Genomic DNA, 23,376 nt, shown 5'->3' with positions numbered 1-23,376 from the left:
TTGTTGCCTCCACTCATCGGGGAGGCCCCGTCACGGGAGAAACGACATGCGCCTGATCAATGGACTGACGCTTGCGGCCGCCATGGTCGCCTTTGTCCCCGGCACGGCTATCGCCTGCGAGTGGATGAAGACCACGAAAACCACGACCCCGACGACGACAGCCTCGACGACCGCGCCGGATGCGGCGGCAACGCCGGTCCCGCATATCCCCACGGCCATCAAGCTGCCGACGAAAGTGGCGTCAGCCGACGCGACACAGGAAGGCGCCGTTCCCGCCAAGGCTGCGGAGTAAACGCGCGTTCTCCAAAGATCGAGCCCGGCGCAAGCACCAGTCGGTTGCCGGGCTCGTTTGGGTGCCCTTCATTCGCGAAAGCAATCGCTTCGCAAGACGGTACGGCTCCCCTCTTCCCGCAGCCCCCTTTTGTGTCCACCTCATTGCATGAGCGAGATCGTTTACGATTCATAAAAGTTAGTAATTTGTTAACCCTTATGTAATGCAAATTGCATCTAAGCCCGTCGGCGACCGACGATTGCCGGCCAACAATTTCAAATCTTCAAATTGAGAGGCGAGCATGGTCAGCCCGCTTGGCTTGAACAACAATTTCTTAGGCAGCATCTTCGGGACATCTTCCGGCGACCGGCAGCCTCTGGATGCCAATTCCCCGGTCATCCAGCGAGCTCGCAAGCAGGCGGAGGAAATCGTGCCGCGCCTGCTGCTGAAGAGTGCACTGCAGTCGGATTCGAAGCTCGGCCAGCCGCCCGGCGAAGCCCCGACCGACCCGGACCACGTCTCGAACGTGCATAGCGAGGTCAAGGTCAACGGCAAGACCGTGGCCCGTGCCTACAATGACGGCAATGTCGAGCTTGCTCCGCAATACAAGCTGATCGAACAAGTGCTTGAATTCGACCAGGATACGAGCAAGGGGCCGGCGCTCGCCGAGGACCGGATCGCCCGCATCCAGGCATTGCTCCAGGATCTTGGCGCAACCTTCGCCCAGAATGGCGACGGTCCGAACGAGTCGGCGTTCCGGCCCTCCGATAGCGTCATCGTGCAGGTGGAGCGGGCGGAAACCGCCCAGAGCCTGGAGGACTATCTGGCCGAGAAGGTGAAGAACGGCGAGACAGAACCAGGCCTGCTGATTTCCACCCGGATCTGAACCGCTCGCCAAACTGAAAAAGCGGCGAGAGAACCCGCCGCCTTTCCGAATTGCCTCGTCGATATGCGTCCGATCAGATGTGGATCGGCTTGGCGAAGGTGGCCAGCGCCGCTTCCTTGACCGCTTCGCTCATCGTCGGATGCGCGTGGCAGGTACGGCCGAGATCTTCCGACGAGCCGCCGAACTCCATCAGCACCGCAGCCTCGTGGATCATCTCGCCAGCGCCGAAGCCGACGATATGGACGCCGAGCACCCGGTCCGTTGCCGCATCCGCCAGGACCTTCACGAAGCCGTCCGAATGCAGCATCGCCTTGGCGCGACCATTGGCGGTGAAGGGGAACTTGCCGGCCTTGTACTTGACGCCGTCCGCCTTCAGCTCCTCTTCCGTCTTGCCGACAGAGGCGACCTCGGGCTGCGTGTAGACGACGCCCGGAATGACATCGTAGTTCACGTGCCCTGCCTGGCCAGCGAGCATTTCGGCAAGTGCCACACCCTCGTCTTCGGCCTTGTGGGCAAGCATCGGCCCTGCGATCACGTCGCCGATCGCATAGATGCCGTCGACGTTGGTGCGGTAATGTGCGTCCGTCTTCACCCGGCCGCGCTCGTCAAGCGCCACGCCAGCTTCCTTCAGGCCGAGACCGTCGGTGTAGGGTTTGCGGCCGATTGCGACCAGCACCACGTCCGCTTCCAGCGTTTCGGCTGCGGCTTCGCCGCCCGCCGCCGGCTCGACAGTCACCTCAAGCGACTTGCCCTTCTTCGAAACCGCCGTGACCTTGGACGAGAGCTTGAAGTTCATGCCCTGCTTTTTCAGCATGCGCTGGAACTGCTTGGAGACGTCACCGTCCATCGGCCCCAGGATCTTGTCCAGGAATTCCACGAAGACGACCTCGCTGCCGAGCCGGGCGTAGACCGAGCCAAGTTCCAGGCCGATGACGCCGGCGCCGACCACAACCATCCGGCCGGGCACCTTGTCCAGCGCCAGCGCGCCGGTGGAGGAGACGATCTGCTTCTCGTCGATCTCAACACCCGGCAGCGGCATCACTTCGGAGCCGGTGGCGATGACGATGTTCTTCGTCTCCAGCACGGTGGTCGAACCGTCCTCCGCCTTCACCTCGACGCGGCCAGTACCCAGGATACGGCCGGTGCCGCGATGGGCGTCGATCTTGTTCTTCTTGAACAGGAAGGCGATGCCGGAGACGTTGCTGTCGACCGTCTTGTCCTTGTGGGCAAGCATCTTGGCCCAATCGACCTTCGGCTTTCCGACCTTGATGCCGAGTTCCTCGAAGGAGTGCTCGGCCTCGGCCAGCATCTCGGAAGCATGCAGCAGCGCCTTGGAGGGAATGCAGCCGACATTGAGGCAGGTGCCGCCATGGGTCGCCCGCTTTTCGACGACCGCCACCTTGAGGCCAAGCTGGGCGGCTTTGATGGCACAGACATAGCCACCGGGGCCGGTTCCGATGACGACGAGATCGTATTGGGACATTTAACGCGCCTCTTTATCCTCGAACATCCCTGGAGGGCGGGAGATCGCTTGGCTTTCGGTATCGGGTGAAATGGCGCCCCGGGTCAGGGCAGCGTGGCACGACCTCCCGAAACGTCGAGAATCGCGCCGGTGGAATAGGACGCCTCGTCGGAAAGGAGCCAGAGGATGGCCTTCGCCACTTCTTCGGCACTGCCCTCCCGCTTCATTGGCAGTTGCCCGCGCATCTCGGCCACCCGGTTGGGCAGGCCGCCGGACGCATGGATTTCCGTATCGATAATGCCGGGTCGCACCGCCATGACGCGCACGCCCTCGCTCGCCACTTCGCGCGACAGGCCGACGGTGAAGGTGTCGATGGCGCCCTTGGCGGCGGCATAGTCGACATATTGCGCGGCGGCACCGAGTTTGGCGGCGGCCGAGGACAGATTGACGATCGCCCCGCCCTTGCCGCCGTGTCTGGTCGACAGGCGTTTGACCGCCTCGCGCGCACAAAGGAAGGAACCGAGGATATTGACGGCGAACATGCGGCTGAGCCGCTCGACGCTCATCTCGTCGACGCGGGCCGGCCTGTCGACCACGCCCGCATTGTTGACGAGGCCGGCAAGGGGGCCCAGCCTGTCAGCCTCGGCGAAGAGGTGCAGCACATCGGCTTCGTGCTGAACGTCCCCTCTGACCGCATGCGCCTTGCCGCCGGATGCGACGAGTTCCGCAACCAGCGTATCGGCAGCCGCCTGGTTGGCAACGTAATTGACAACGACCGTGTAGCCTTCGCGCGCCGCCAGCCGGCAGACGGCGGCACCGATACCGCGGCTGCCGCCGGTGACGATCAGGACGCCCTTGTCTCCCGCCATGTGCTGCCCTTCCCCTGCCTTTTCCTGTGCACCGGCCTTCCTCAGCGATCCGCCGGGACCCAGGCCGGCAACGGCGTGCCACCGCAATAGTGGTTCTCCGACGGAGTTTCGCGGAAAAGCACATAGAGATCGGCGGGGGGAGCACCGAGCTCCCGCTCCATGATCTCCGCGATAGCATCGACCAGCGCCTTCTTTCGCTCCGGCTCGCGGCCGGGACGCAGATCGACCTCTACGAGCGGCACGCCGTCGCCGATTTCGGCGACAGCTTCACGCACTCCCACATAGTCGTATTTCGTCTCTTTCGGCGCGAGAGTGCGCAGGACAGCGTCCTTGACGCCCAGGCGGATACGCTTCTGCACGTCTATCGGCGTGCCACTCGGAACGTCGATCCGGATCACCGGCATGGCTGCCCCCTCGGTTTATCTCAGAGATCGAGCACGAGGCGCTGGATATCTTCCAGGCTTTCCTTGACGCGGACCAGGAAGGTCACCGCTTCCTTGCCGTCGACGATGCGGTGATCGTAGGAGAGCGCCAGGTACATCATCGGCCGGGCGACGATCTGCCCGTTGACCACCATCGGCCGTTCCTGGATCTTGTGCATGCCGAGGATGCCCGACTGCGGCGCGTTGAGGATCGGCGAGGACATCAGCGAACCGTAGACGCCACCATTGGAAATGGTGAATGTGCCGCCCTGCATCTCGTCGAGGCCGAGCTTGCCGTCGCGGGCCTTTCGGCCGAATTCGGCGATCTTCTTCTCGATCTCGGCAATCGACATCTGGTCGGCATCGCGTACCACCGGCACGACGAGGCCCTTGTCCGTGCCAACGGCGACGCCGACGTGGCAGTAGTTCTTGTAGATGATATCGGTGCCGTCGATCTCGGCGTTGACCGCCGGGATTTCCTTCAGCGCATGGCAGACTGCCTTGGTGAAGAAGCCCATGAAACCGAGCTTCACATTGTGCTTCTTCTCGAAGAGATCCTTGTACTGCTTGCGCAGTTCCATCACCGGGCCCATGTCCACCTCGTTATAGGTGGTGAGCATTGCGGCCGTGTTCTGCGCATCCTTGAGGCGGCGGGCAATGGTCTGGCGCAGCTTCGTCATGCGAACCCGCTCCTCGCGCACCTCGTCGGAAGGAGCGCTCGGTGCGCGGACCGTGACGGCAGGAGCCGGAGCGGACGTCTGCTGGGTGGCGCCGCCGGAGATTGCGGCCATAACGTCGCCCTTGAGAACCTGGCCGCGCTTGCCCGTGCCTTCGACCTGGGCGGCGGAAATGCCGGATTCAGCCATCATCTTGGCAGCGGACGGCGCAGGAGGCATGCCGCCGTCGCCCTTGGCGGCGGACGGAGCCTTGGCCGGAGCGGCAGTGGCGGCGGCAGCCCCCTCACCGGCCGCGATGCGGCACAGCAGCTCGCCGGGATGGACGGTGGTGCCGGTCTTGACCGCGATCTCGACGATCTTGCCGGCGGCGGGTGCGGGGATTTCCTGCGCGGCTTTGTCGGTCTCAAGCTCGACGAGGATGTCGTCGGCCTTCACCATGTCGCCGACCTTCACCATCCATTCGCCGACTTCCGCCTCGGTGACGCTTTCGCCGGCGGAGGGCACAACCACGTCGACGGTTTCGGCAGACTTCGCGGACGCCGCAGGCGCCGCCTCGGCCTTTGCCGCGGGAGCAGTCTTGGCACCGCCTGCTCCCTCGGAAATCTGACCGAGCAGAGCGCCGACCTCGACAGTGTCGCCTTCCTTGACGAGGATTTCCTGCAACGTGCCGGATACCGGCGCCGGCACTTCGACCGTCACCTTGTCCGTCTCAAGCTCGACGATCGGTTCATCGACATTGATCGCATCGCCCGGCTTCTTGAACCACTGCGCGATGGTCGCTTCGGTCACGGATTCGCCCAGCGTGGGCACTCGGATTTCGGTCGCCATGATCGTATCTCTTTGCCTTTTTCGGGGCCTTCTTCGGAGCTTCTCCCGGACCGGCCGCCGCCTTCTTCGGCGAACCTACGGCAGGCCCGGGCTCCTCATGCATCAACGGTAACTGGAAATGACCTCCGCCTCAGGCGGCGAAGGCCTCGTCGAGGAATGCCTGGAGCTGGGCCAGGTGCTTGGACATCAAGCCGGTGGCGGTCGCCGCCGAAGCCGCGCGCCCCACATAGCGCGGACGGTCGCACTTCGCGCCGATCTGACCAAGAACCCATTCCACATAGGGCTGGATGAAGGTCCACGAACCCATGTTCTTGGGTTCTTCCTGGCACCAGACCATGTCCGCGTTCTTGAAGCGCGACAGTTCCGTCACCAACGCCTTGGTCGGGAACGGATAGAGCTGCTCGACGCGAAGCAGGTAGACATCGTTGATGCCCCGCTTCTCGCGCTCCTCCAGCAGATCGTAATAGACCTTGCCGGTGCACATGACGACGCGGCGGATCTTGTTGTCCGGCGCGAGCTTGATGCCCTCGCCCGGATTGAGCTGCGCATCGTCCCACAGCAGGCGATGGAACGAGGAACCGTCGCTGAACTCCGAAAACTTCGAAATCGCCCGCTTGTGGCGCAGCAGCGATTTCGGCGTCATCAGGATTAGCGGCTTGCGGAAATCGCGCTTCAGCTGCCGGCGCAGGATGTGGAAGTAGTTGGCCGGCGTCGAGCAGTTGGCGACCTGGATATTGTCTTCGGCGCACATCTGCAGGAAGCGCTCCAGACGTGCCGAGGAATGCTCCGGCCCCTGGCCCTCGTAGCCGTGCGGCAGCAGGCAGACGAGGCCCGACATCCTGAGCCACTTGCGCTCGCCGGAAGTCAGGAACTGGTCGAACACCACCTGCGCGCCGTTGGCGAAGTCGCCGAACTGGGCTTCCCACATCGTGAGCGCGTTCGGCTCACTCAGCGAATAGCCATATTCGAAGCCGAGCACCGCCTCTTCCGAGAGCATCGAGTTGATCACCTCATAGCGGGCCTGGCCCTCCTTGAGGTTGTTGAGCGGGATGTAGCGGGATTCGGTCTCCTGATCGTAGAGCACCGAATGGCGCTGCGAAAAGGTGCCGCGCTCGCAGTCCTGGCCGGACAGGCGCACGGGATGACCCTCACTGAGCAGCGAAGCGAAGGCCAGCGCTTCGGCAGTCGCCCAGTCGAAGCCCTCGCCCGACTCGAACATCTTCTGGCGGTTTTCCATGAAACGGCGGATGGTGCGGTGGACGTTGAAGCCCTCCGGCACGTGAGTCAGCCGTTCGCCAAGGGTCTTGATCTCGGCGGGAGCGAGACTCGTCATGCCGCGGCGGGGATCGTCATTGTCCTGAGCCTGGCGCATGCCGGCCCACTTACCGTCCAGCCAGTCCGCCTTGTTGGGCTTGTAGGCCTGTCCCGCCTCGAACTCGTCGTCGAGCCGCTTGCGATAGTCGGCCTTCATCTGCTCCACGCCGTCGGCGGTCACGACGCCTTCGCGGATCAGCTTTTCGGCGTAAATCTGCAGGGTCGTGGGATGGCTGCGCACCTTTCGGTACATGATCGGTTGCGTGAACGCCGGCTCGTCGGACTCGTTATGACCGAAGCGGCGGTAGCAGATCATGTCAATCACCACCGGCTTGCCGAATGTCTGGCGGAATTCGGTCGCGATCTTGGCGGCAAACACAACCGCTTCCGGATCGTCGCCGTTGCAGTGGAAGATCGGCGCCTCGATCATCTTCGCCACGTCCGAGGGATAGGGCGACGAGCGCGAGAAGCGCGGATTGGTGGTAAAGCCGATCTGGTTGTTGATGATGACGTGGATCGAGCCGCCGGTGCGATGGCCGCGCAGCGCCGACAGGCCGAAGCATTCGGCAACGACGCCCTGGCCGGCGAAGGCCGCGTCGCCGTGCAGCAGCAGTGGCAGCACCTTGGAGCGATCGACTTCGGTCGTCTCCACCCAATGTCCGTTCACCGCCGACAGCTGATCCTGCTTGGCGCGCGCCTTACCGAGCACCACCGGATCGACGATCTCGAGGTGCGACGGGTTGGCGGTCAGCGACAGGTGGACGTTGTTGCCGTCGAAGGCACGGTCAGCGGAAGCGCCGAGGTGGTATTTCACGTCACCCGAGCCTTCCACGTCGTCCGGGTGGAAGGAACCGCCCTTGAACTCGTGGAAGATCGCCCGGTGCGGCTTCATCATCACCTGGGAGAGCACATTCAGACGGCCGCGATGGGCCATGCCCAGCACGATGTCCCGCACACCCAGGGCGCCGCCCCGCTTGATGATCTGCTCGAGCGCCGGGATCAGCGACTCACCGCCGTCGAGGCCGAAGCGCTTGGTGCCGGTATACTTGACGTCGATGAACTTCTCGAAGCCTTCCGCCTCGATGAGCTTGTTGAGGATCGCCTTCTTGCCTTCCGGCGTGAAGGTCACCTGCTTGTCCGGCCCCTCGATGCGCTCCTGGATCCACGCCTTTTCCGTCGGATCGGAAATATGCATGAACTCGACGCCAAGCGTGGAGCAATAGGTGCGCTTCAGGATCGCCAGCATCTCGCGGATGGTCGCGAATTCGAGGCCGAGCACGTGATCTATGAAGATCTTGCGGTCCCAGTCGCTCTCCTTGAAACCGTAGGAAGCCGGGTGCAGTTCCTCGTGATCGCCGCCGGAACTCAGCTGCAGAGGATCGAGATCCGCATGCAGGTGGCCGCGCATGCGGTAGGCGCGGATCATCATCAGGGCGCGCACGGAATCCCGCGTCGCCTGCTGAACCGCGGCGTCGCTCATGTCGACGCCCTTGGCCTTCGCCTTGTTCCTGATCTTGTCGCCGATGACCTTTTCGGTCGCGCCCCAGTTGCCGTCAAGCGCGCTGACCAGTTCGCCATTGGCCGGGATCGGCCAGTCCGGGCGAGCCCAGGTGGCGCCGCGCGCCTCCTTCAGCACGTCGTCGCGATTGTCGTGGAGCTCAGAGAAGAACGCCCGCCACTCCTCGTCGAGAGAGGTGGGGTTTTCCTGATATTGTGCGTAGAGGTCTTCGATATAGCCTGCGTTGGCGCCGTAAAGGAACGACGTCAGCGCGAATTGTGCGTTCGCGTCTTGCCGAGCCATTGTCCTGATAGCGGAGAAACTCCGCCTGCTCCTTGTGGGGTGCCCTTTCACGCAGCGCCCCTAAAGCCGAATTTAAAAGATCAGCGCGGGGCGTGTCCCGCGCCAACCCCGTCCTTCAAAGGTCGGCAGCTTCCGCAACGAAAGCCAAACCGAGCTTACTATGGTGTCCGGCGCACGGTTTAAAAAGGGAAAACTCGCGCGCCGAAACAGTTTTATCCCTTCAAAACCTCGACAAGCGTCTCGCCAAGCTTGGCCGGCGACGGGGAAACGCGGATGCCCGCCGCTTCCATCGCTGCGATCTTGTCCTCGGCGCCACCCTTGCCGCCGGAGATGACGGCGCCCGCGTGGCCCATGGTCCGGCCCGGAGGAGCGGTGCGGCCAGCAATGAAGCCGACCATTGGCTTGCTGCGCCCGCGCTTGGCCTCGTCCTTGAGGAACTGGGCGGCATCTTCCTCGGCCGAGCCGCCGATCTCGCCGATCATGATGATCGACTTGGTTTCGTCGTCGGCGAGGAACATCTCGAGCACGTCGATGAACTCGGTGCCCTTGACCGGGTCACCGCCAATACCGACGGCCGTGGTCTGGCCGAGGCCCGCATTGGTGGTCTGGAACACCGCTTCATACGTCAGCGTGCCGGAGCGCGAGACAACGCCGACCGACCCCTTCTTGAAGATGGAGCCCGGCATGATGCCGATCTTGCACTCGTCCGGCGTCAGCACACCCGGGCAGTTCGGGCCGAGCAGGCGCGACTTCGACTTCTCGAGCTTCGCCTTGACCTTGACCATGTCCATCACCGGAATGCCTTCCGTGATGCAGACGATGAAGGGGATTTCCGCCTCGATCGCCTCGATGATCGCGGCCGCAGCTCCTGCCGGCGGCACGTAGATCACCGACGCGTTGGCGCCGGTCGCTTCCTTTGCCTCGCCGACACTGGCATAGATGGGCAGTTCCGCCGCGCCTTCCAGCCCGCTCGTCCAGGTCTCGCCACCCTTCTTGGGATGAACGCCGGCCACCATCCTGGTGCCGTTATAGGCGAGCGCCTGTTCCGTGTGAAAGGTGCCGGTCTTGCCCGTCAGGCCCTGGACGATGACCTTGGTGTCCTTGTTGACCAGAATGGACATCAGTTCTTCCCCTTCACAGCGGCGACGATCTTCTGGGCGGCATCGTCAAGGTCGTCGGCGGCGATGACGTTGAGCCCCGAATTGTTGATGATGTCCTTGCCAAGCTGGACGTTGGTCCCCTCAAGGCGAACGACCAGCGGCACCTGGAGGCCGACTTCCTTCACGGCCGCAACGACGCCTTCCGCGATCACATCGCAGCGCATGATGCCGCCGAAGATATTGACCAGGATGCCCTTCACATTCGGATCGGCGGTGATGATCTTGAACGCCGCCGTCACCTTTTCCTTGGAGGCGCCGCCGCCGACATCGAGGAAGTTCGCCGGCTCGGAGCCGTAGAGCTTGATGATATCCATGGTCGCCATGGCAAGGCCGGCGCCATTGACCATGCAGCCGATGTCGCCGTCGAGCGCCACATAGGCGAGGTCGTATTTGGAGGCCTCGATTTCCTTCTCGTCTTCTTCCGTCTTGTCGCGCAGCGCGACGATGTCCGGATGGCGGAAGAGCGCGTTGCCGTCGAAGGAGACCTTGGCATCGAGCAGGCGCACCCGGCCGTCCTTCATGACGATCAGCGGATTGACCTCGAGAAGGCTCATGTCCTTCTCGACGAAGGCCTTGTAGAGAATCGGAAAGATCTTCAGCCCGTCGGCGCGGGCCTCGCCCTCCAGGCGCAGCGCATCGCAAAGCCTGCCCGCATCTTCCGCCGTTACGCCCGTTTCCGGATCGATCGGCAGGGTGACGATCTTTTCCGGCGTTTCCTCGGCGACCGTCTCGATGTCGACGCCGCCCTCGGTGGAGACGACGAAGGCCACGCGCCCCACGCTGCGATCGACCAGCAGCGACAGGTAGAGCTCGCGGTCGATGTCGGCGCCGTCCTCGATATAGAGGCGGTTCACAACCTTGCCGCTCGCGCCCGTCTGCTTGGTGACGAGCGTGTTGCCCAGCATCTCGCGCGCATTCTTGACGACGTCCTCGACGGAGAAGGCAAGCCGCACGCCACCCTTCGCGTCGGGGCCGAGTTCCTTGAACTTGCCCTTGCCGCGTCCGCCGGCATGGATCTGGGACTTCACGACCCAAAGCGGGCCAGGCAGCTTCTTCGCCGCCGCTTCCGCCTCGTCGGCCGAGAATATGGCGACGCCCTCGGCAACCGGCGCGCCATATTCCTTCAGCACCGCCTTCGCCTGGTATTCATGAATGTTCATGCGCGTGATCCCTCAAGCTGGAGATGTGCCGCAGGATCGGCCCGCGCATGAGCCATTGCATCGACGCGGGCCAAACCGGTCCCCGGGAAAAGGCCGCCCGGGGCGCGGGGCCCACCGGCCCCGCGATGGAGCGAAGATCAGGCGAGAGCCGGCTGGATCTTCTTGCAGGCCTGAATCAGGCCGTCGACGGCGGCGACCGACTTGTCGAACATCGCCTTCTCGTCGTTGTTCATGTCGATCTCGATGACGCGCTCGACGCCACCGGCACCGATCACGACCGGAACGCCGACATAGGTGTTGGACAGGCCATATTCGCCGGCAAGATGCGCGGCGCAGGGCAGCACGCGCTTCTTGTCCTTCAGGTAGCTTTCGGCCATCGCGATGGCGGAGGCCGCCGGCGCGTAGAAGGCCGAGCCCGTCTTCAGCAGGCTGACGATCTCCGCACCGCCGTCACGGGTGCGCTGAACGATCTGCTCCAGCCGCTCGGCCGTGCACCAGCCCATCTTGACGAGGTCGGTCAACGGAATGCCGGCAACGGTGGAATAGCGGGTCAGCGGCACCATGGTGTCGCCGTGGCCGCCGAGCACGAAGGCCGTCACGTCCTCGACCGAGACGTTGAACTCCTCGGCCAGGAAGTAGCGGAAGCGCGAGCTGTCCAGCACGCCGGCCATGCCGACGACCTTGTTGGACGGCAGGCCCGAAAACTTCTGCAGCGCCCAGACCATGGCGTCGAGCGGGTTGGTGATGCAGATGACGAAAGCGTCCGGGGCATGCTTCTTGATGCCCGCGCCGACCTGCTCCATCACCTTGAGATTGATCTCGAGCAGATCGTCGCGGCTCATGCCTGGCTTGCGCGGCACGCCGGCCGTCACGATCACCACGTCGGCACCGGCAATCGCCTCGTAGGAATTGGCGCCGGAAAGCTTGGCGTCGAAACCGTCGACAGGCGAGGATTCGGCAATGTCCAGGGCCTTGCCCTGCGGGGTGCCCTCGGCAATGTCGAAAAGGACGATATCTCCGAGTTCCTTCAGACCAGCGAGGTGGGCGAGCGTGCCGCCGATCTGTCCTGCGCCGATCAATGCGATCTTGTTTCGAGCCATGTCCTTAGGTTTCCCTTTACGTAAACTGGAGCATGCGCCATGCTGCGATGACCGGGCACCGCACTACTCCCTTTGTTCGTCACGTGCAACCTGAACAAAAGATTATTGCGCCCGGCGCAGCGGTTTTTGATGCCTTTTACCTGCCCGGCGGAGTCAACCGGCGCATTCAGGAAGCAGTGTCGACTTCGGAGCCCGCAAGCCAGGCCTCGGAGCGCATTTCGATGAGGCGCGAGGCGGTGCGGGCGAACTCGAAGGATTCCGCACCCGTGGTGGCGGTGTAAAGCCCGTCCGGCTCGGCGGCGGCCGACACGACCAACTTGATGCGATTGTCATAGAGCGCATCGACCAGATTGATGAGACGCTTGGCGGCATTGCGCTGTGCCAGCGCCATAACGGGCACGCCTTCCAGGACGATGGTATGATAGGCGTGCGCGATGCGCAGATAGTCTGCCGCCGACAGCGGCCGCTCGCAAAGTTCCGCAAACGTAAACCTCGCGACGCCGGCGACCGTGCGGGGAACTGCGATCTTGCGCCCCTTCGCCTCCAGTTCTTCCGCATGCGCCGTCATTCCATGGGTGAGCTTGCGCCAGAGGCCTTCCATGGCCGCATCCGCTTCGGCCCCCAGCGGCGTCACGTAGACGGCGGCGCCGGCAAGCTTTTCCAGCCGGTAATCAGTCCTGGCATCCAGGCGCATGACATCGACCCTGGCTTGAAGCAGCGAGATGAACCCCATGAAATGGCCGCGATTGAGCCCATCCCTGTAAAGATCCTGCGGATCGACATTCGACGTTGCAACCACCACGACGCCGAGATCGAAAAGATGGGTGAACAACCTCCCAAGGATCATCGCATCGGCAATGTCGGTCACGGCGAATTCGTCGAAGCACAAGAGCCGGGTTTCTTCGGCAATCTCCGCGGCAACCGGCGGAATGGGATCGCTGCCCTTGATCGTGCCCGCCTTGATGGCAAGCCGGGTGCGGTGGACCCGATCGTGCACGTCTTCCATGAATTCGTGGAAATGCACCCGCCGCTTGCGCCGCACGGTCGCCACCTCGAAGAACAGGTCCATCAACATGGTCTTGCCGCGCCCGACGGAACCCCAGATGTAGAGCCCCTTCACCGGATCGGCCGGCGCGCGCCGCTTGCCGAACAGCCAGCCGAGCGAACTCTTCTTGGAGGCAAGCTCGACATCGCCGAGCACGGAATTCAGATGATCAAGGCGACCGACGACCGCCTGCTGTGCCGGATCTGCATCAATTTCCCCCGCCGCAACCAGAGCCGCATAGCGACCGGCGACGGAGGGAGCCATGGGCAGGGTGCCCGGCTGTATTGAACTGTCATTCATGAGCTTCTACGCGCCTGAACGTGGGCTAAGCGCCGTGCAGCTTCGCAATTGCCAAGGGAGCCGGCAAAAGGCAAGAGGGCCCTTCGTTCAATTGCCTGCGTTCCCGGAAGCGGAAACTGGGGCCAAGAATGCTTCGTCGACCGGAACCTGCAACCCGGCGGCCAGCTTGTTGGTTTCGCTCGCCATGCCGACTACGCCCAGAAGCTCGCCAAGCTGAGCCTCGCTCATGCCCTTCGCGCGCGCGGCAGCCGTATGAGAGCGAACGCAATAGTCGCAGGAATTGGCGAGCGAGACGGCGAGATAGAGCATTTCCTTGGTCAACGGGTCCAGCGCGCCGGGCGCCATGACGTCCTTCAGGCTTTCCCAGGTCCGCTTCAGAAGCGCGGGATCGTTTGCCAGAACCCGCCAGAAATTATTGACGAAGTCCGTGTTCCTGGTCCGGCGGATATCATCCAGGACCGCACGGGAGGCGGGCGACATTTCCTCGTCTTCGAGGACGGGCCAAAGCGACATTCCACCGCCTCCCTTTTCCAGATTGGCACCGGGCGAGCCCCGGCACGATCGCTCAGCGATAGACCGAGATCGCCTGACCGCCCGAAGTCTGGCCGCTGAACTGTTCGGCGCCCGCCGAATAGAGCTGGGCGACGGTCGCGCCGGACTCATCCTTCAGCACCACCTGCTTGCCGCTCAGATCCCAGGCCGAGATCCGCTGCAGGTCGGAAGAGTTGCAGCCGCGCGAATTCGCCCGGTAGCCGCCGCTCCAGGTGGTCAGCGTCATGAACAGCTTGCAGTTATCCGCACCGGAGGCGATGGACCAGCCGCCGAGAAGGTCGGAACGACCGATTTCCTTGGCATCCGCCGGTGGTTCGAGCGGAGCGGCAGCCACCTGCTGCTCCTCGGTGCCGAATGGCTGCTGCTGATCGGAGGGAAGCCCCGTCTGCTCCGTGCCCGGCAGCGGGGCCAGAGGTTCGCTCGCGACGGGCGGCGTCGGCGTCGCCGGCAGGGGCGCGGGGCGCGAACTGCTCCATCCAAGCCTTTGGCAGCCCGCAGCCGCAATCGCCAAGGCGACGACAAAAGCGAGGGAGAGATGACGATTCATCGCTTGCGAGTCCTTTCCTGGAGCATAGTCCATCCCGATTGGGCCGGTTGGAATGAAACAAGCTCGAAACTTAGATCCTTTAGCGCCCCTGATATCCTTGGCATCTTCCCGGTGGCAAGCCCGGGCTCCCACGGCGCACGCTCCGTTATGGTGTATGAAACCTTGATAAACCTGAAACAGGCAATATCGTGACCATGGACATTTCGCACCGCACAATTATATAGGGGCCAACGTTGCTGCGATGCGGTATAATCGCCTACCGTTTGGCTGGCAGATTCGAAAACATTCGCCCGCACCTCGAAAAAAAAGCGCAGATTCCTGCGGGTTCAAGGCACAATCCCGAATAATCGCCGACTTTTCGGGCAAGATCGGGCCAAGGGAAGACCAAGGAGCGGCTCGCACCATGGATCGTTGAGGATCGGAAGGAGCGAGACATGCCGCGTGAAATCGACAACGGGCATATCCGAAAACTGACTTATGCGGAACTGGCGCAGTTCCGCGACCATTTGCTCAGGCTGTCGCCGGAAGCCCGTCGCAGCCGATTCGCAATGAAGGCAAGCGACGCCTTCCTACGCAGCTACGCGGAAACGAGCCTAACGCTCGGCACCGTGATCCATGGCTTCTTCGTTGGCGGGACGTTGCGCGCCGTCGCGGAATTGCGGCCAATCGACAACCGGACCATGGCGGAAGCCGCCTTCTCGGTGGAAGACGGCTGGCAGAAGTCGGGGGTCGGTACGAAGCTGATGGAGCTGACGCTGATTGCCGCGCGCAATCGGGGGCTTTCGCACATCTACATCAACTGCCTGGCAACCAATCGCGCCATGCAGGTGCTGGCACGCAAGTTCGCCGCCGAACTGACCTTCGAGGCAGGCGACGTGATCGGCCGCCTGGAACCGACGAGTCCCTCCTTCTTCAGCCTGTTCCGCGAAGCGATGAGCGATGGTTTCGCCTTTGCAGAAGCGGTGGTGGAGGCAGGCCGCAAGAGGCGGGCCTGAGGGCGAATATCCTCATCCGGTCGCCACGAGGTCGCCGAAGCCGGCTCTCCCGTCAAAGGGCGCCCTGGCGACCTTGTTCATCCTGGTCTGGCGCAGCGTGGCCACGGTCTCGAAGACGCCGGTGAGCAGCGCGCGCTCGATATCGGCACGGATGCGCCTCAGGCTGGCCCTGAGACGCTGGCCCGCCGGAAGCCCTTCGGTATCAGCCGCAACCGGCCAGACAAGGCTGACCGGCGGCACCGGCCAGGAAGGAATTGGGTGACGGGCCGCGGATTCGCAAAGGAAGACCAGCGCATCGGGCGCCGGCGCGTGCGGCAACGCGAAGAACTCCCAGGACTTGGGTGAGAGCCCAGCAGCGCCGATGCCGATTTCGCCGAGCAGGCGGGGAACCGCAGGGTTGGCCTTGCTGGATGGGCGCGGACCGGCGGAAAATGCGCGGAGCCGACCATCGGAAGCCGCGTTCATGCAGGCCTCGGCCATCAGGCTGAGGCTGGCATTGTCCTCGCACACGAACAGCACAGTCGTCGCCGTCATCGTTTTCTTCTCCTCGCACTTTCCGCGACGTGCGATTCGCACGAATCATCGTTTGACATCATCTGGATACGATGTTCCGTGGACGGCCGTGTGACAGGAATTGGACACCTTTGCGGCACAGCCTGAAATTGTGCAATGCAACAGTGCACCGCAATACGGATTTGCGATGCTCAGTGCGCCGGTTTCAGCCGCCTGAGAGCGCATCGAAGGCGGCGAGCGCCTCGGCGCCGTAGATCATCGACGGCCCGCCGCCCATGTAGACGGCGACGCCGATCGCCTCCATCACCTCCTCGCGCGTGGCGCCCAGTTTCGCGGCCGCCTTGGCATGATAGGCAAGACAACCGTCGCAGCGGGCCGTGATGCCGATCGCCAGCGCGATCAGTTCCTTCGTCTTGGAATCGAGTGCGCCCTCGCCGATCGACGATCTCGCGATTTCATGAAAACCCTTGGCAACGCCCGGTATGCCCTTGCGCAACGCCGCCATGCGCGCGTCCGTCTGCTCAATGAAATTCTGCCAATCGCCGACAGCCATAGCGATAACCCTCTCCTGGAGAACGCGGCAGCCTGACCCGTCGGCGGCCGCCGCCTGTCGGTTCTGTCATGCGCGAAGACACCGGTTCACTCCTTGAGCAGGATCAAATTGACGGGAAAGCGCAAACACAGCAGAACCGTTGCGGTATTCCTGCCGCGACCACTCACTGACAGGGCCTACCCGCATGCCGATAGCCGTCTGGTGCATCCTCGTTGCCGCCTTCCTGCCGATCCTTGCGGTCTATCCGGCAAAGATTTCCCGCGAATTCGACAACGCCAGACCGCGCGACCCCGACTACTGGAAGGCGGGGTTCCGCTCGCGCGCGCAGGCGGCGCAGGCAAACGGCTTCGAGGCGTTTCCCTTTTTCGCGATTTCGGTGATCGTCGCGCTGGGACATGGCGGCGACGCCGCCTGGATCGACAGGCTGGCCGTCCTGTTCGTCGGACTCAGGATCATCTACACCGCCTGCTACTGGGTCGACCGGGCCACGCCCCGCTCGATTGCCTGGATAGCGGCGACGGCCAGCACCCTTGCCATCTTCACCAGCCCGGTCTGGGGGTGAGCCAGTCAGGTTGCCTTGTGGCAGACCGCCTCGATATTGTGCCCGTCCGGGTCAAGAATGAAGGCGCCATAGTAGCTTGGATGATATTGCGGTCTAAGGCCCGGCGCGCCATTGTCGCGGCCGCCGGCGGCAATTGCCGCGCGATGGAACGCGTCGACCTCCGCGCGCGTGTCCACCGTGAAAGCCACGTGCAGACACCCGGCAAGCGGCTTGCCCGTTCCGATCCAGAATTCGGGAAACTGCCGACCGAAGCCGCAATGGCTCTCGCCGCCAGTTGCCTCGGCGCCCACCTCCATCAGGAGAGTAATGCCGATCGGCTCGAACGCCTTTTCATAGAAGGCCTTGGAGGCAGCATAGTCGCTGACGGCAAAACCGATGTGATCGAGAATACCCATCACGTCCTCCTTCGAATGACACTGAGAACGTAAAAGGAACGGCGATCAGGAGGCAAGCTGCATCCGGAAAGAATGAAAAAAAGGGCGCGGAGGCCGTGCCTTCCGCGCCCTGAAATCTGGCTTGCCGGAGACGAAGCGGTTCAGACTCGCCGTTCCACCATCATCTTCTTGATCTCGGCAATCGCCTTGGCCGGGTTCAGGCCCTTCGGGCAGACATGCGCGCAGTTCATGATGGTGTGGCAGCGATAGAGCCGGAACGGATCCTCGAGATTGTCGAGCCGCTCGCCCGTCGCCTCGTCGCGGCTGTCGATCAGCCAGCGATAGGCCTGCAGCAGGATGGCGGGGCCAAGATAGCGGTCGCCATTCCACCAATAACTCGGGCAGGACGTCGAACAGCAGGCGCACAGGATGCACTCGTAGAGACCGTCGAGCTTGGCGCGATCCTCGCGGCTCTGCCGCCATTCCTTTTCCGGCGCCGGAGACTCGGTCTTCAGCCACGGTTCGATGGAGCGATGCTGGGCGTAGAAGCGCGTCAGGTCGGGCACCAGGTCCTTCACCACCGGCATATGCGGCAGCGGGTAGATCTTGACCGTCTCGCTCTTGACCTCGTCCATGCCGCGCGTGCAGGCGAGCGTGTTCGTGCCGTCGATATTCATCGCGCACGAACCGCAGATGCCTTCCCGGCAGGACCGGCGGAACGTCAGGGTCGGGTCGACCTCGTTCTTGATCTTGATGAGCGCGTCGAGCACCATCGGCCCGCAATCGTCGAGATCGACATAGAAGGTGTCGACGCGGGGATTGCGACCGTCATCCGGGCTCCAGCGATAGATCTTGAACTCCCGGACATTAGTCGCGCCGGCCGGCTTGTCCCAGACCTTGCCCTCGGTCATTTGCGAATTCTTCGGAAGCGTCAGCTGAACCATTTTCCATTTCGCTCCGCTTTGACGCCCGCGCCGCCTTCAAGGCCGGCTGCGGGCCCAAATCCATGCAGGCTGATCGAGGCCGGCGTCGGACAACGGACCTGCGGTCCGACCATCCGGCGCCATGCCGAAATCAATACACTCGTTCCTTCGGCAGGATCTTCTTCGGATCGATACCGCCCTGCTCGACGGGAAGCAGCGTCTCGGTGATCACCGGACGATAGTCGAGCGTCACCTTGCCGGCCTCGTCCACCCAGGCAAGCGTGTGCTTGCGCCAGTTTTCGTCGTCGCGCTTGGAGAAGTCCTCACGGGCATGCGCGCCGCGGCTCTCCTTGCGCGCCTCGGCGCTGTAGACGGTGGTGATGGCATTGGCCATCAGGTTGGTGAGCTCGATCGTCTCGACGAGATCCGAATTCCAGATCATCGAGCGGTCGGAGACCTTGATATCGGCCATCTCGTCCCAGATCGTGCTGATGCGCTTGCAACCCTGGTCAAGCGTCTCGCTGGTGCGGAACACGGCCGCATCCTCCTGCATCGCGCGCTGCATGCGGTCGCGAAGCTGGTAAGTGGGCGTGCCGCCATTGGCATGACGCAGACGGTCGAACCGGTCCATGATCGCATCGCACGAAGCCTCGTCCGGGCTCGGCACCGACGCCTTGCGGTCGACGACCTCACCCGCCTTGATCGCAGCCGCGCGGCCGAACACCACAAGGTCGATCAGCGAGTTGGAGCCCAGGCGATTGGCGCCGTGCACCGAGGCGCATCCCGCCTCGCCCACAGCCATCAGGCCGGGCTGAATGGCATTCGGATCGTTCTTGGTCGGGTTGAGCACTTCGCCCCAGTAGTTCGTCGGCACGCCGCCCATGTTGTAGTGGACGGTCGGCAGGACCGGGATCGGCTCCTTGGTCAGGTCCACGCCGGCGAAGATCTTCGCCGATTCGGAAATGCCGGGCAGACGCTCGTGCAGCAGCGCGGGATCGAGATGGTCGAGATGAAGGAAGATGTGGTCCTTGTTCTTGCCCACGCCACGACCTTCGCGGATCTCGATCGTCATGCAGCGCGACACCACGTCGCGCGAGGCGAGGTCCTTGGCCGACGGTGCGTAACGCTCCATGAAGCGCTCGCCCTCGGAATTGACCAGATAGCCGCCTTCGCCGCGCGCGCCTTCCGTGATCAGGCAGCCCGACCCGTAGATACCGGTCGGGTGGAACTGCACGAATTCCATGTCCTGCAGCGGCAGGCCCGCGCGCGCCACCATGCCGCCGCCGTCGCCGGTGCAGGTATGGGCCGAGGTCGCCGAGAAATAGGCGCGGCCGTAGCCGCCCGTCGCGAGCACGACCATCTTGGCCGAGAAGCGGTGGATGGTGCCGTCGTCGAGGTTCCAGGCGATCACGCCTGTGCAGATGCCGTCCTTCGACATGATAAGGTCGAGGGCGAAGTACTCGACGTAGAATTCCGCGTTGTGACGCAGCGCCTGGCCATAGAGCGTGTGCAGGATGGCGTGGCCGGTCCGGTCAGCCGCCGCGCAGGTGCGCTGTACGGGCGGGCCGTCGCCGAAATTCTGCATGTGGCCGCCGAAGGGGCGCTGGTAGATCTTGCCTTCCTCGGTGCGCGAGAAGGGCACGCCGTAATGCTCAAGCTCATAGACGGCGGCCGGCGCCTCGCGCGTCATGTATTCCATGGCGTCGACGTCGCCGAGCCAGTCCGACCCCTTGACGGTGTCGTACATGTGCCACTGCCAGCTGTCCGGCGTCATGTTGGTCAGGCTCGCCGCGATGCCGCCCTGGGCCGCCACCGTATGCGAGCGCGTCGGGAAGACCTTGGTGATGCAGGCCGTCCGCAATCCCTGTTCGGCCATGCCGAGCGTCGCGCGCAGGCCCGCGCCGCCGGCGCCGACCACAACGACGTCATGCGAATGGTCGACGAAGGAATAGGCTTTTCCGGTCGCCATGTAATTCAGCCTCCGAAGCTGATCTTGAGCACCGCGAAGATCGATCCGAAGCCGATCAGCGCGCAGAAGAAGGTATTGGCCATGAGTGCGGCGAACTTCACGCCCTCGCCGTGAACGTAATCCTCGATAATCACCTGCATGCCGAGCTTCATGTGATAGACGGCGGAGGAGATCACCAGCAGGAGCAGGATCGCCACGACCGGGTTCGAGAGGCTCTCGACCACGCCGGCATGGCTTTCGCCCTGCATGGCGATGATGAAGATCACGAAAAACGAGATCAGGAAGACGTTGGCGACCGCCGTAACGCGCTGGCGCCAGAAATGCTGGGTGCCGTCCTTGGCGGAGCCGAGGCCGCGAACCTTGGCAAGGGGTGTGCGCATATCGCTCATGTCACTCTCCCTCAGCGAACGGCGTAGCCGATGATCCAAAGCAGGATCGTCAGCGCGATGGAGCCTGCGAGGTTGGCCTTGGCCATCCACTCGCGCGCCTGCCGGTCGAAGCCGTAGCCCATGTCCCAGGCCAGGTGCCTGAGGCCGCCGAGCATGTGATGCACAAGCGCCCAGGTGAAGGCGAAGAGCACGAGCCGGCCGATGAACGAACCGTAGATCTCGCTGACGAAATCGAAATATGTCGGCCCCGAGGCGGCGGCGATCAGCCACCAGGCCACCAGTGCGGTGCCGAAATAGAGCGCGGCGCCGGTAATGCGGTGCACGATCGACATGACCATGGTCAGGATCGGCTTGTAGATCTGAAGATGCGGCGACAGCGGCCGATTGGCCTTGATATCGGCGTTCGACATGGACCCTTTTCTCCCGTCCGCCTCACAAAGCTCACGCTTACGTAAACGTTAGCTACATCAAGGCGTTGTCTGATCGCGTTCTAACGCCAGAAGTTCGGCGCGTCAAAGTATCAGAAGGGTGTAGCCGATTATGCAGCCAAAAAAATTTCGCGCACGCGTCCCTACAACCTGCGGGACGCGCATTGTATGCGGACTTGATAATGAAATGCCCGCCAGCGAAACACCGCGTGGATCCGTGTGGAGGCGAGACTCTACCTTACGTTTACGTAAGATTTGACGATGGGGCCGCGCTCGTCCGGCGCGCGCCCTTATACAGATGCACCATGAAGATCGTGGCGAAGATCGGCGTCAACAGGTTGAGAAAGGGAACTGCGAGGACGCCGGCGATCACCAGCCCGGCCAGGAAAACCGTGCCGGCCTTGGCCTTGCGCAGGGCCCGTGCCTCGGCCGGCGAATGAAAGCGCATGGCCGCGAACTCGAAGAACTCCCGACCGAGCAGATAGCCGTTCACCAGGAAGAAGGCGACGAGGTTGATGCCGGGTATCAGCAGGAGCAGCAGCGCCAGGATATTGCCGAGGATCACGACGCCGGTGAACTTGAGCGTGATCGCGATCGATTGCGCAATGGGCATTGCCCGGCCGATACCCTCGGCCGGATAGTCCTCCGCCTCCACGATCGCGGCGACGTCATCCTGGAAGAAGGCGGCGAACAAGGCGGTGACCGGCGCCACCAGGAATCCAAGCCCGATAAAGGCACCGATCCCGGTCAGGATCGACAACGCGGTGTCGAGCCAGGCATAGGGGAGTGTCAGAAAACTCGAGACCACACCGTTCAGCAGCAGCCAGATCAGGAAGAGTGCGGCAAGCGTGAAGCCCAGCGATTTCCAGAAGATCGCCCGGAAGGGCTGCTCGAAAACCTGGGAGGCGGCGCGGAAGGCTGCAGCGATCATCGTCTTTTCATGCTTCCCGGAGTTTCGTCGACACGAAGAGACAGGTAGGTGACGCCTGCGCCCGGCACAAGGAGCATATGTGTGGACGGAACTCGCCCCGCTCTCAGCCGTCAAATGAAGGCACCGCTTTTCCGCTCGTCTTCGCCGGGCCCAGACCCGGCGATCCATCGGAAGTCTGCGGCAAGGGGAGACGCAGATTGGATACGCGGGTCGAGCCCGCGTATGACGAGCCAAAGGGTACGGCAGAGAGGCAGCCGCATGCCCTGTCATGCCTGCGCAGCTGCACAGGTGGGTTCACGTTTGAAGTGCAACACGGTTGAGGAGTTCCGAGAAGACCTCATTCGGCGTCCTGAAGGCAAGGCATTTGCGCGGGGTATTGTTGTAGTGCTCGACCAACTGTCGGATTTGGCCTTGATCGATGGTTGCCAGATCCGACTTGCGCGGCAAGATCTTGCGCATGCGGCCGATGGCATTCTCGATGCCACCCTTCTGCCAGGGGGCGTGCGGATCGCAGAAGAAGGTGGCGAGGCCGAGCCTGTCCGTGAGTTCGAAATGCAAGGCGAATTCCGTGCCATTGTCGAAGGTGAGCGACCGGCGCAACAGGCGGGGCAGCGGACCGAAGCGCTGAACCAGGGCCTGGACGACGGCGCGCGCGGTCTTTCGCGACAGCCGATCGATGGTGAGGATGCGCGAGCTGCGCTCATGGGTGACCAGCACATACTGGCCATAGCGGGAAAAGGCCATGAGGTCGGCCTCCCAGTGGCCCGGCGTGGCCCTGTCGTCGGCCTCGGCGGGACGTTGGGCCAGCGGGCGGCGCAGCTTGATGAAGCTGACGGACGAGCCGCCGCGCAGGCCCAGGCGGCCCCTGCGGTTCTTGGCGCGCGGCAGTAGGCGGTGCCAGTAATCCTTTTGCGCCGAGCGGTGATAAACGAAGCGGTAGATGGACTCATGGCTGATGAGCGTGCCACCGTGCTCGCGCGCCAGCCGGCCGGCGATCTGTTCGGGTGACTGTCCCATCGCAAGGCGTTGCCTGACCATGTCGCGCAGCGCCGGCTGGCGTGCCAGCTTGTAGCGGGCATCCCAGCGCCGGCGCCGGAGGGCCAGTCCGTGCGCCCGTTCCCCGTCATAGCTGCCGCACCACTGCTTGGTCGGCCTGGCATTGCGCCGCAACTCGCGGCTGATCGTGGCAGCCGAACGACCCAGTTGCCGTCCGATCCAGCGCAGCGAGCGCCCTTCCCGGTGCCACAGCTCTATCTTTACCCGCTCCCGCAGGCTCAACTGATCGTAACTTTGTCCCATCGCGGCAACACCTTAGCAGGTGTTGCACTTGTTTCGTGAATTCAGC

24 protein-coding genes are annotated in these 23,376 nt (G+C 63.3%); 4 read left to right on the top strand and 20 right to left on the bottom strand.

Translation table 11 applies throughout. From position 1 onward, the window contains the following. Positions 1–46 precede the first annotated feature (46 nt). The gene (locus H2509_RS07435; protein ID WP_182163902.1) at positions 47–292 is read left to right on the top strand and encodes a hypothetical protein; all 246 of its coding nucleotides are present in this window, start codon (positions 47–49) and stop codon (positions 290–292) included. Positions 293–572: 280 nt separating this feature from the next. Continuing rightward, complete coding sequence (locus H2509_RS07430; protein ID WP_182163900.1) at positions 573–1,157, top strand: hypothetical protein; 585 nt, start codon at positions 573–575, stop codon at positions 1,155–1,157. A gap of 73 nt (positions 1,158–1,230) precedes the next feature. On the opposite strand, the gene lpdA is transcribed toward H2509_RS07430, so the two are convergent. The 11 genes from lpdA to H2509_RS07375 all read right to left on the bottom strand — a co-directional run bounded on the left by lpdA (position 1,231) and on the right by H2509_RS07375 (position 14,394). Then, positions 1,231–2,640 carry a dihydrolipoyl dehydrogenase gene (lpdA, locus tag H2509_RS07425; RefSeq protein ID WP_182163898.1) on the bottom strand — a complete coding sequence of 470 codons (1,410 nt, stop codon included), beginning with the start codon at positions 2,638–2,640 and terminating at the stop codon, positions 1,231–1,233. Positions 2,641–2,723: 83 nt separating this feature from the next. Further along, on the bottom strand, positions 2,724–3,488 hold the full coding sequence (locus H2509_RS07420) for an SDR family oxidoreductase (RefSeq protein ID WP_182163896.1): 765 nt from the start codon (positions 3,486–3,488) through the stop codon (positions 2,724–2,726). A 41-nt stretch (positions 3,489–3,529) separates the two neighbouring features. After that, on the bottom strand, positions 3,530–3,892 hold the full coding sequence (locus H2509_RS07415; protein ID WP_182163894.1) for a tautomerase family protein: 363 nt from the start codon (positions 3,890–3,892) through the stop codon (positions 3,530–3,532). Positions 3,893–3,912: 20 nt separating this feature from the next. Beyond that, complete coding sequence (gene odhB / locus H2509_RS07410; protein WP_182163892.1) at positions 3,913–5,415, bottom strand: 2-oxoglutarate dehydrogenase complex dihydrolipoyllysine-residue succinyltransferase; 1,503 nt, start codon at positions 5,413–5,415, stop codon at positions 3,913–3,915. Between the two features lie 130 nt (positions 5,416–5,545). After that, complete coding sequence (locus H2509_RS07405; protein WP_182163890.1) at positions 5,546–8,530, bottom strand: 2-oxoglutarate dehydrogenase E1 component; 2,985 nt, start codon at positions 8,528–8,530, stop codon at positions 5,546–5,548. Positions 8,531–8,742: 212 nt separating this feature from the next. Continuing rightward, positions 8,743–9,651, bottom strand: a complete 909-nt coding sequence (gene sucD / locus H2509_RS07400) for a succinate--CoA ligase subunit alpha (protein ID WP_182163888.1) — start codon at positions 9,649–9,651, stop codon at positions 8,743–8,745. Continuing rightward, complete coding sequence (gene sucC, locus H2509_RS07395) at positions 9,651–10,850, bottom strand: ADP-forming succinate--CoA ligase subunit beta (protein ID WP_182163886.1); 1,200 nt, start codon at positions 10,848–10,850, stop codon at positions 9,651–9,653. Before sucC ends, sucD begins: the two co-directional genes overlap by 1 nt. Before the next feature lie 137 nt (positions 10,851–10,987). Beyond that, the gene (mdh, locus tag H2509_RS07390) at positions 10,988–11,950 is read right to left on the bottom strand and encodes a malate dehydrogenase (protein WP_182163883.1); all 963 of its coding nucleotides are present in this window, start codon (positions 11,948–11,950) and stop codon (positions 10,988–10,990) included. 166 nt (positions 11,951–12,116) lie between these two features. After that, complete coding sequence (gene zapE, locus H2509_RS07385; RefSeq protein ID WP_182163881.1) at positions 12,117–13,295, bottom strand: cell division protein ZapE; 1,179 nt, start codon at positions 13,293–13,295, stop codon at positions 12,117–12,119. Positions 13,296–13,382: 87 nt separating this feature from the next. After that, positions 13,383–13,808: a carboxymuconolactone decarboxylase family protein gene (locus H2509_RS07380; RefSeq protein WP_182163879.1), complete on the bottom strand. Its 426-nt coding sequence runs from the start codon at positions 13,806–13,808 to the stop codon at positions 13,383–13,385. 52 nt (positions 13,809–13,860) lie between these two features. Beyond that, a complete protein-coding gene (locus H2509_RS07375) occupies positions 13,861–14,394 on the bottom strand; it encodes a protease inhibitor Inh/omp19 family protein (protein WP_182163877.1) in 534 nt (177 codons plus the stop codon). Positions 14,395–14,828: 434 nt separating this feature from the next. Here H2509_RS07375 and H2509_RS07370 point away from each other — a divergent pair, with 434 nt between their 5' ends. After that, positions 14,829–15,389 carry a GNAT family N-acetyltransferase gene (locus tag H2509_RS07370; protein ID WP_182163875.1) on the top strand — a complete coding sequence of 187 codons (561 nt, stop codon included), beginning with the start codon at positions 14,829–14,831 and terminating at the stop codon, positions 15,387–15,389. A gap of 12 nt (positions 15,390–15,401) precedes the next feature. Here the strand turns inward: H2509_RS07370 and H2509_RS07365 are convergent, their stop codons facing one another. Next, a complete protein-coding gene (locus tag H2509_RS07365) occupies positions 15,402–15,923 on the bottom strand; it encodes an arsenate-mycothiol transferase ArsC (protein ID WP_182163873.1) in 522 nt (173 codons plus the stop codon). Between the two features lie 184 nt (positions 15,924–16,107). Further along, positions 16,108–16,455 (bottom strand): carboxymuconolactone decarboxylase family protein, encoded by a 348-nt coding sequence (locus tag H2509_RS07360; RefSeq protein WP_182163871.1) that lies wholly within the window; start codon positions 16,453–16,455, stop codon positions 16,108–16,110. A gap of 184 nt (positions 16,456–16,639) precedes the next feature. Here H2509_RS07360 and H2509_RS07355 point away from each other — a divergent pair, with 184 nt between their 5' ends. Further along, positions 16,640–17,017: an MAPEG family protein gene (locus H2509_RS07355; RefSeq protein WP_182163869.1), complete on the top strand. Its 378-nt coding sequence runs from the start codon at positions 16,640–16,642 to the stop codon at positions 17,015–17,017. 5 nt (positions 17,018–17,022) lie between these two features. Here the strand turns inward: H2509_RS07355 and H2509_RS07350 are convergent, their stop codons facing one another. From H2509_RS07350 to H2509_RS07320, 7 genes are all read right to left on the bottom strand, one after another. Further along, positions 17,023–17,406, bottom strand: a complete 384-nt coding sequence (locus tag H2509_RS07350) for a VOC family protein (protein ID WP_328805019.1) — start codon at positions 17,404–17,406, stop codon at positions 17,023–17,025. A gap of 146 nt (positions 17,407–17,552) precedes the next feature. After that, the gene (locus tag H2509_RS07345) at positions 17,553–18,335 is read right to left on the bottom strand and encodes a succinate dehydrogenase iron-sulfur subunit (RefSeq protein WP_182163865.1); all 783 of its coding nucleotides are present in this window, start codon (positions 18,333–18,335) and stop codon (positions 17,553–17,555) included. A gap of 130 nt (positions 18,336–18,465) precedes the next feature. Beyond that, a complete protein-coding gene (gene sdhA / locus H2509_RS07340) occupies positions 18,466–20,283 on the bottom strand; it encodes a succinate dehydrogenase flavoprotein subunit (RefSeq protein ID WP_182163863.1) in 1,818 nt (605 codons plus the stop codon). A gap of 5 nt (positions 20,284–20,288) precedes the next feature. Further along, the gene (gene sdhD / locus H2509_RS07335) at positions 20,289–20,672 is read right to left on the bottom strand and encodes a succinate dehydrogenase, hydrophobic membrane anchor protein (protein ID WP_182163861.1); all 384 of its coding nucleotides are present in this window, start codon (positions 20,670–20,672) and stop codon (positions 20,289–20,291) included. Between the two features lie 11 nt (positions 20,673–20,683). Continuing rightward, positions 20,684–21,082: a succinate dehydrogenase, cytochrome b556 subunit gene (sdhC, locus tag H2509_RS07330; protein WP_182163859.1), complete on the bottom strand. Its 399-nt coding sequence runs from the start codon at positions 21,080–21,082 to the stop codon at positions 20,684–20,686. A gap of 262 nt (positions 21,083–21,344) precedes the next feature. Then, entirely contained in the window at positions 21,345–22,031 is a 687-nt protein-coding gene (locus H2509_RS07325; protein WP_182163857.1) for a sulfate transporter family protein, read from the bottom strand. A 294-nt stretch (positions 22,032–22,325) separates the two neighbouring features. Then, positions 22,326–23,330, bottom strand: a complete 1,005-nt coding sequence (locus H2509_RS07320) for an IS30 family transposase (protein WP_182162602.1) — start codon at positions 23,328–23,330, stop codon at positions 22,326–22,328. Between the last annotated feature and the right edge of the window lie 46 nt (positions 23,331–23,376).

The sequence above is a fragment of the Stappia albiluteola genome (assembly GCF_014050225.1).
Classification (GTDB): Bacteria; Pseudomonadota; Alphaproteobacteria; order Rhizobiales; family Stappiaceae; genus Hongsoonwoonella; species Hongsoonwoonella albiluteola.
The sequence above is the reverse complement of the archived record's forward strand: the minus strand, read 5'-3'. Positions and strand labels throughout refer to the sequence as shown.

Excerpts from the sequence above, each read along its gene's own strand:
- H2509_RS07435 (WP_182163902.1), top strand. The coding sequence starts at position 47 with ATGCGCCTGATCAATGGACTGACGCTTGCGGCCGCCATGGTCGCCTTT.
- H2509_RS07430 (WP_182163900.1), top strand. The coding sequence starts at position 573 with ATGGTCAGCCCGCTTGGCTTGAACAACAATTTCTTAGGCAGCATCTTC.
- lpdA (WP_182163898.1), bottom strand. The coding sequence starts at position 2,640 with ATGTCCCAATACGATCTCGTCGTCATCGGAACCGGCCCCGGTGGCTAT.
- H2509_RS07420 (WP_182163896.1), bottom strand. The coding sequence starts at position 3,488 with ATGGCGGGAGACAAGGGCGTCCTGATCGTCACCGGCGGCAGCCGCGGT.
- H2509_RS07415 (WP_182163894.1), bottom strand. The coding sequence starts at position 3,892 with ATGCCGGTGATCCGGATCGACGTTCCGAGTGGCACGCCGATAGACGTG.
- odhB (WP_182163892.1), bottom strand. The coding sequence starts at position 5,415 with ATGGCGACCGAAATCCGAGTGCCCACGCTGGGCGAATCCGTGACCGAA.
- H2509_RS07405 (WP_182163890.1), bottom strand. The coding sequence starts at position 8,530 with ATGGCTCGGCAAGACGCGAACGCACAATTCGCGCTGACGTCGTTCCTT.
- sucD (WP_182163888.1), bottom strand. The coding sequence starts at position 9,651 with ATGTCCATTCTGGTCAACAAGGACACCAAGGTCATCGTCCAGGGCCTG.
- sucC (WP_182163886.1), bottom strand. The coding sequence starts at position 10,850 with ATGAACATTCATGAATACCAGGCGAAGGCGGTGCTGAAGGAATATGGC.
- mdh (WP_182163883.1), bottom strand. The coding sequence starts at position 11,950 with ATGGCTCGAAACAAGATCGCATTGATCGGCGCAGGACAGATCGGCGGC.
- zapE (WP_182163881.1), bottom strand. The coding sequence starts at position 13,295 with ATGAATGACAGTTCAATACAGCCGGGCACCCTGCCCATGGCTCCCTCC.
- H2509_RS07380 (WP_182163879.1), bottom strand. The coding sequence starts at position 13,808 with ATGTCGCTTTGGCCCGTCCTCGAAGACGAGGAAATGTCGCCCGCCTCC.
- H2509_RS07375 (WP_182163877.1), bottom strand. The coding sequence starts at position 14,394 with ATGAATCGTCATCTCTCCCTCGCTTTTGTCGTCGCCTTGGCGATTGCG.
- H2509_RS07370 (WP_182163875.1), top strand. The coding sequence starts at position 14,829 with ATGCCGCGTGAAATCGACAACGGGCATATCCGAAAACTGACTTATGCG.
- H2509_RS07365 (WP_182163873.1), bottom strand. The coding sequence starts at position 15,923 with ATGACGGCGACGACTGTGCTGTTCGTGTGCGAGGACAATGCCAGCCTC.
- H2509_RS07360 (WP_182163871.1), bottom strand. The coding sequence starts at position 16,455 with ATGGCTGTCGGCGATTGGCAGAATTTCATTGAGCAGACGGACGCGCGC.
- H2509_RS07355 (WP_182163869.1), top strand. The coding sequence starts at position 16,640 with ATGCCGATAGCCGTCTGGTGCATCCTCGTTGCCGCCTTCCTGCCGATC.
- H2509_RS07345 (WP_182163865.1), bottom strand. The coding sequence starts at position 18,335 with ATGGTTCAGCTGACGCTTCCGAAGAATTCGCAAATGACCGAGGGCAAG.
- sdhA (WP_182163863.1), bottom strand. The coding sequence starts at position 20,283 with ATGGCGACCGGAAAAGCCTATTCCTTCGTCGACCATTCGCATGACGTC.
- sdhD (WP_182163861.1), bottom strand. The coding sequence starts at position 20,672 with ATGAGCGATATGCGCACACCCCTTGCCAAGGTTCGCGGCCTCGGCTCC.
- sdhC (WP_182163859.1), bottom strand. The coding sequence starts at position 21,082 with ATGTCGAACGCCGATATCAAGGCCAATCGGCCGCTGTCGCCGCATCTT.
- H2509_RS07325 (WP_182163857.1), bottom strand. The coding sequence starts at position 22,031 with ATGATCGCTGCAGCCTTCCGCGCCGCCTCCCAGGTTTTCGAGCAGCCC.
- H2509_RS07320 (WP_182162602.1), bottom strand. The coding sequence starts at position 23,330 with ATGGGACAAAGTTACGATCAGTTGAGCCTGCGGGAGCGGGTAAAGATA.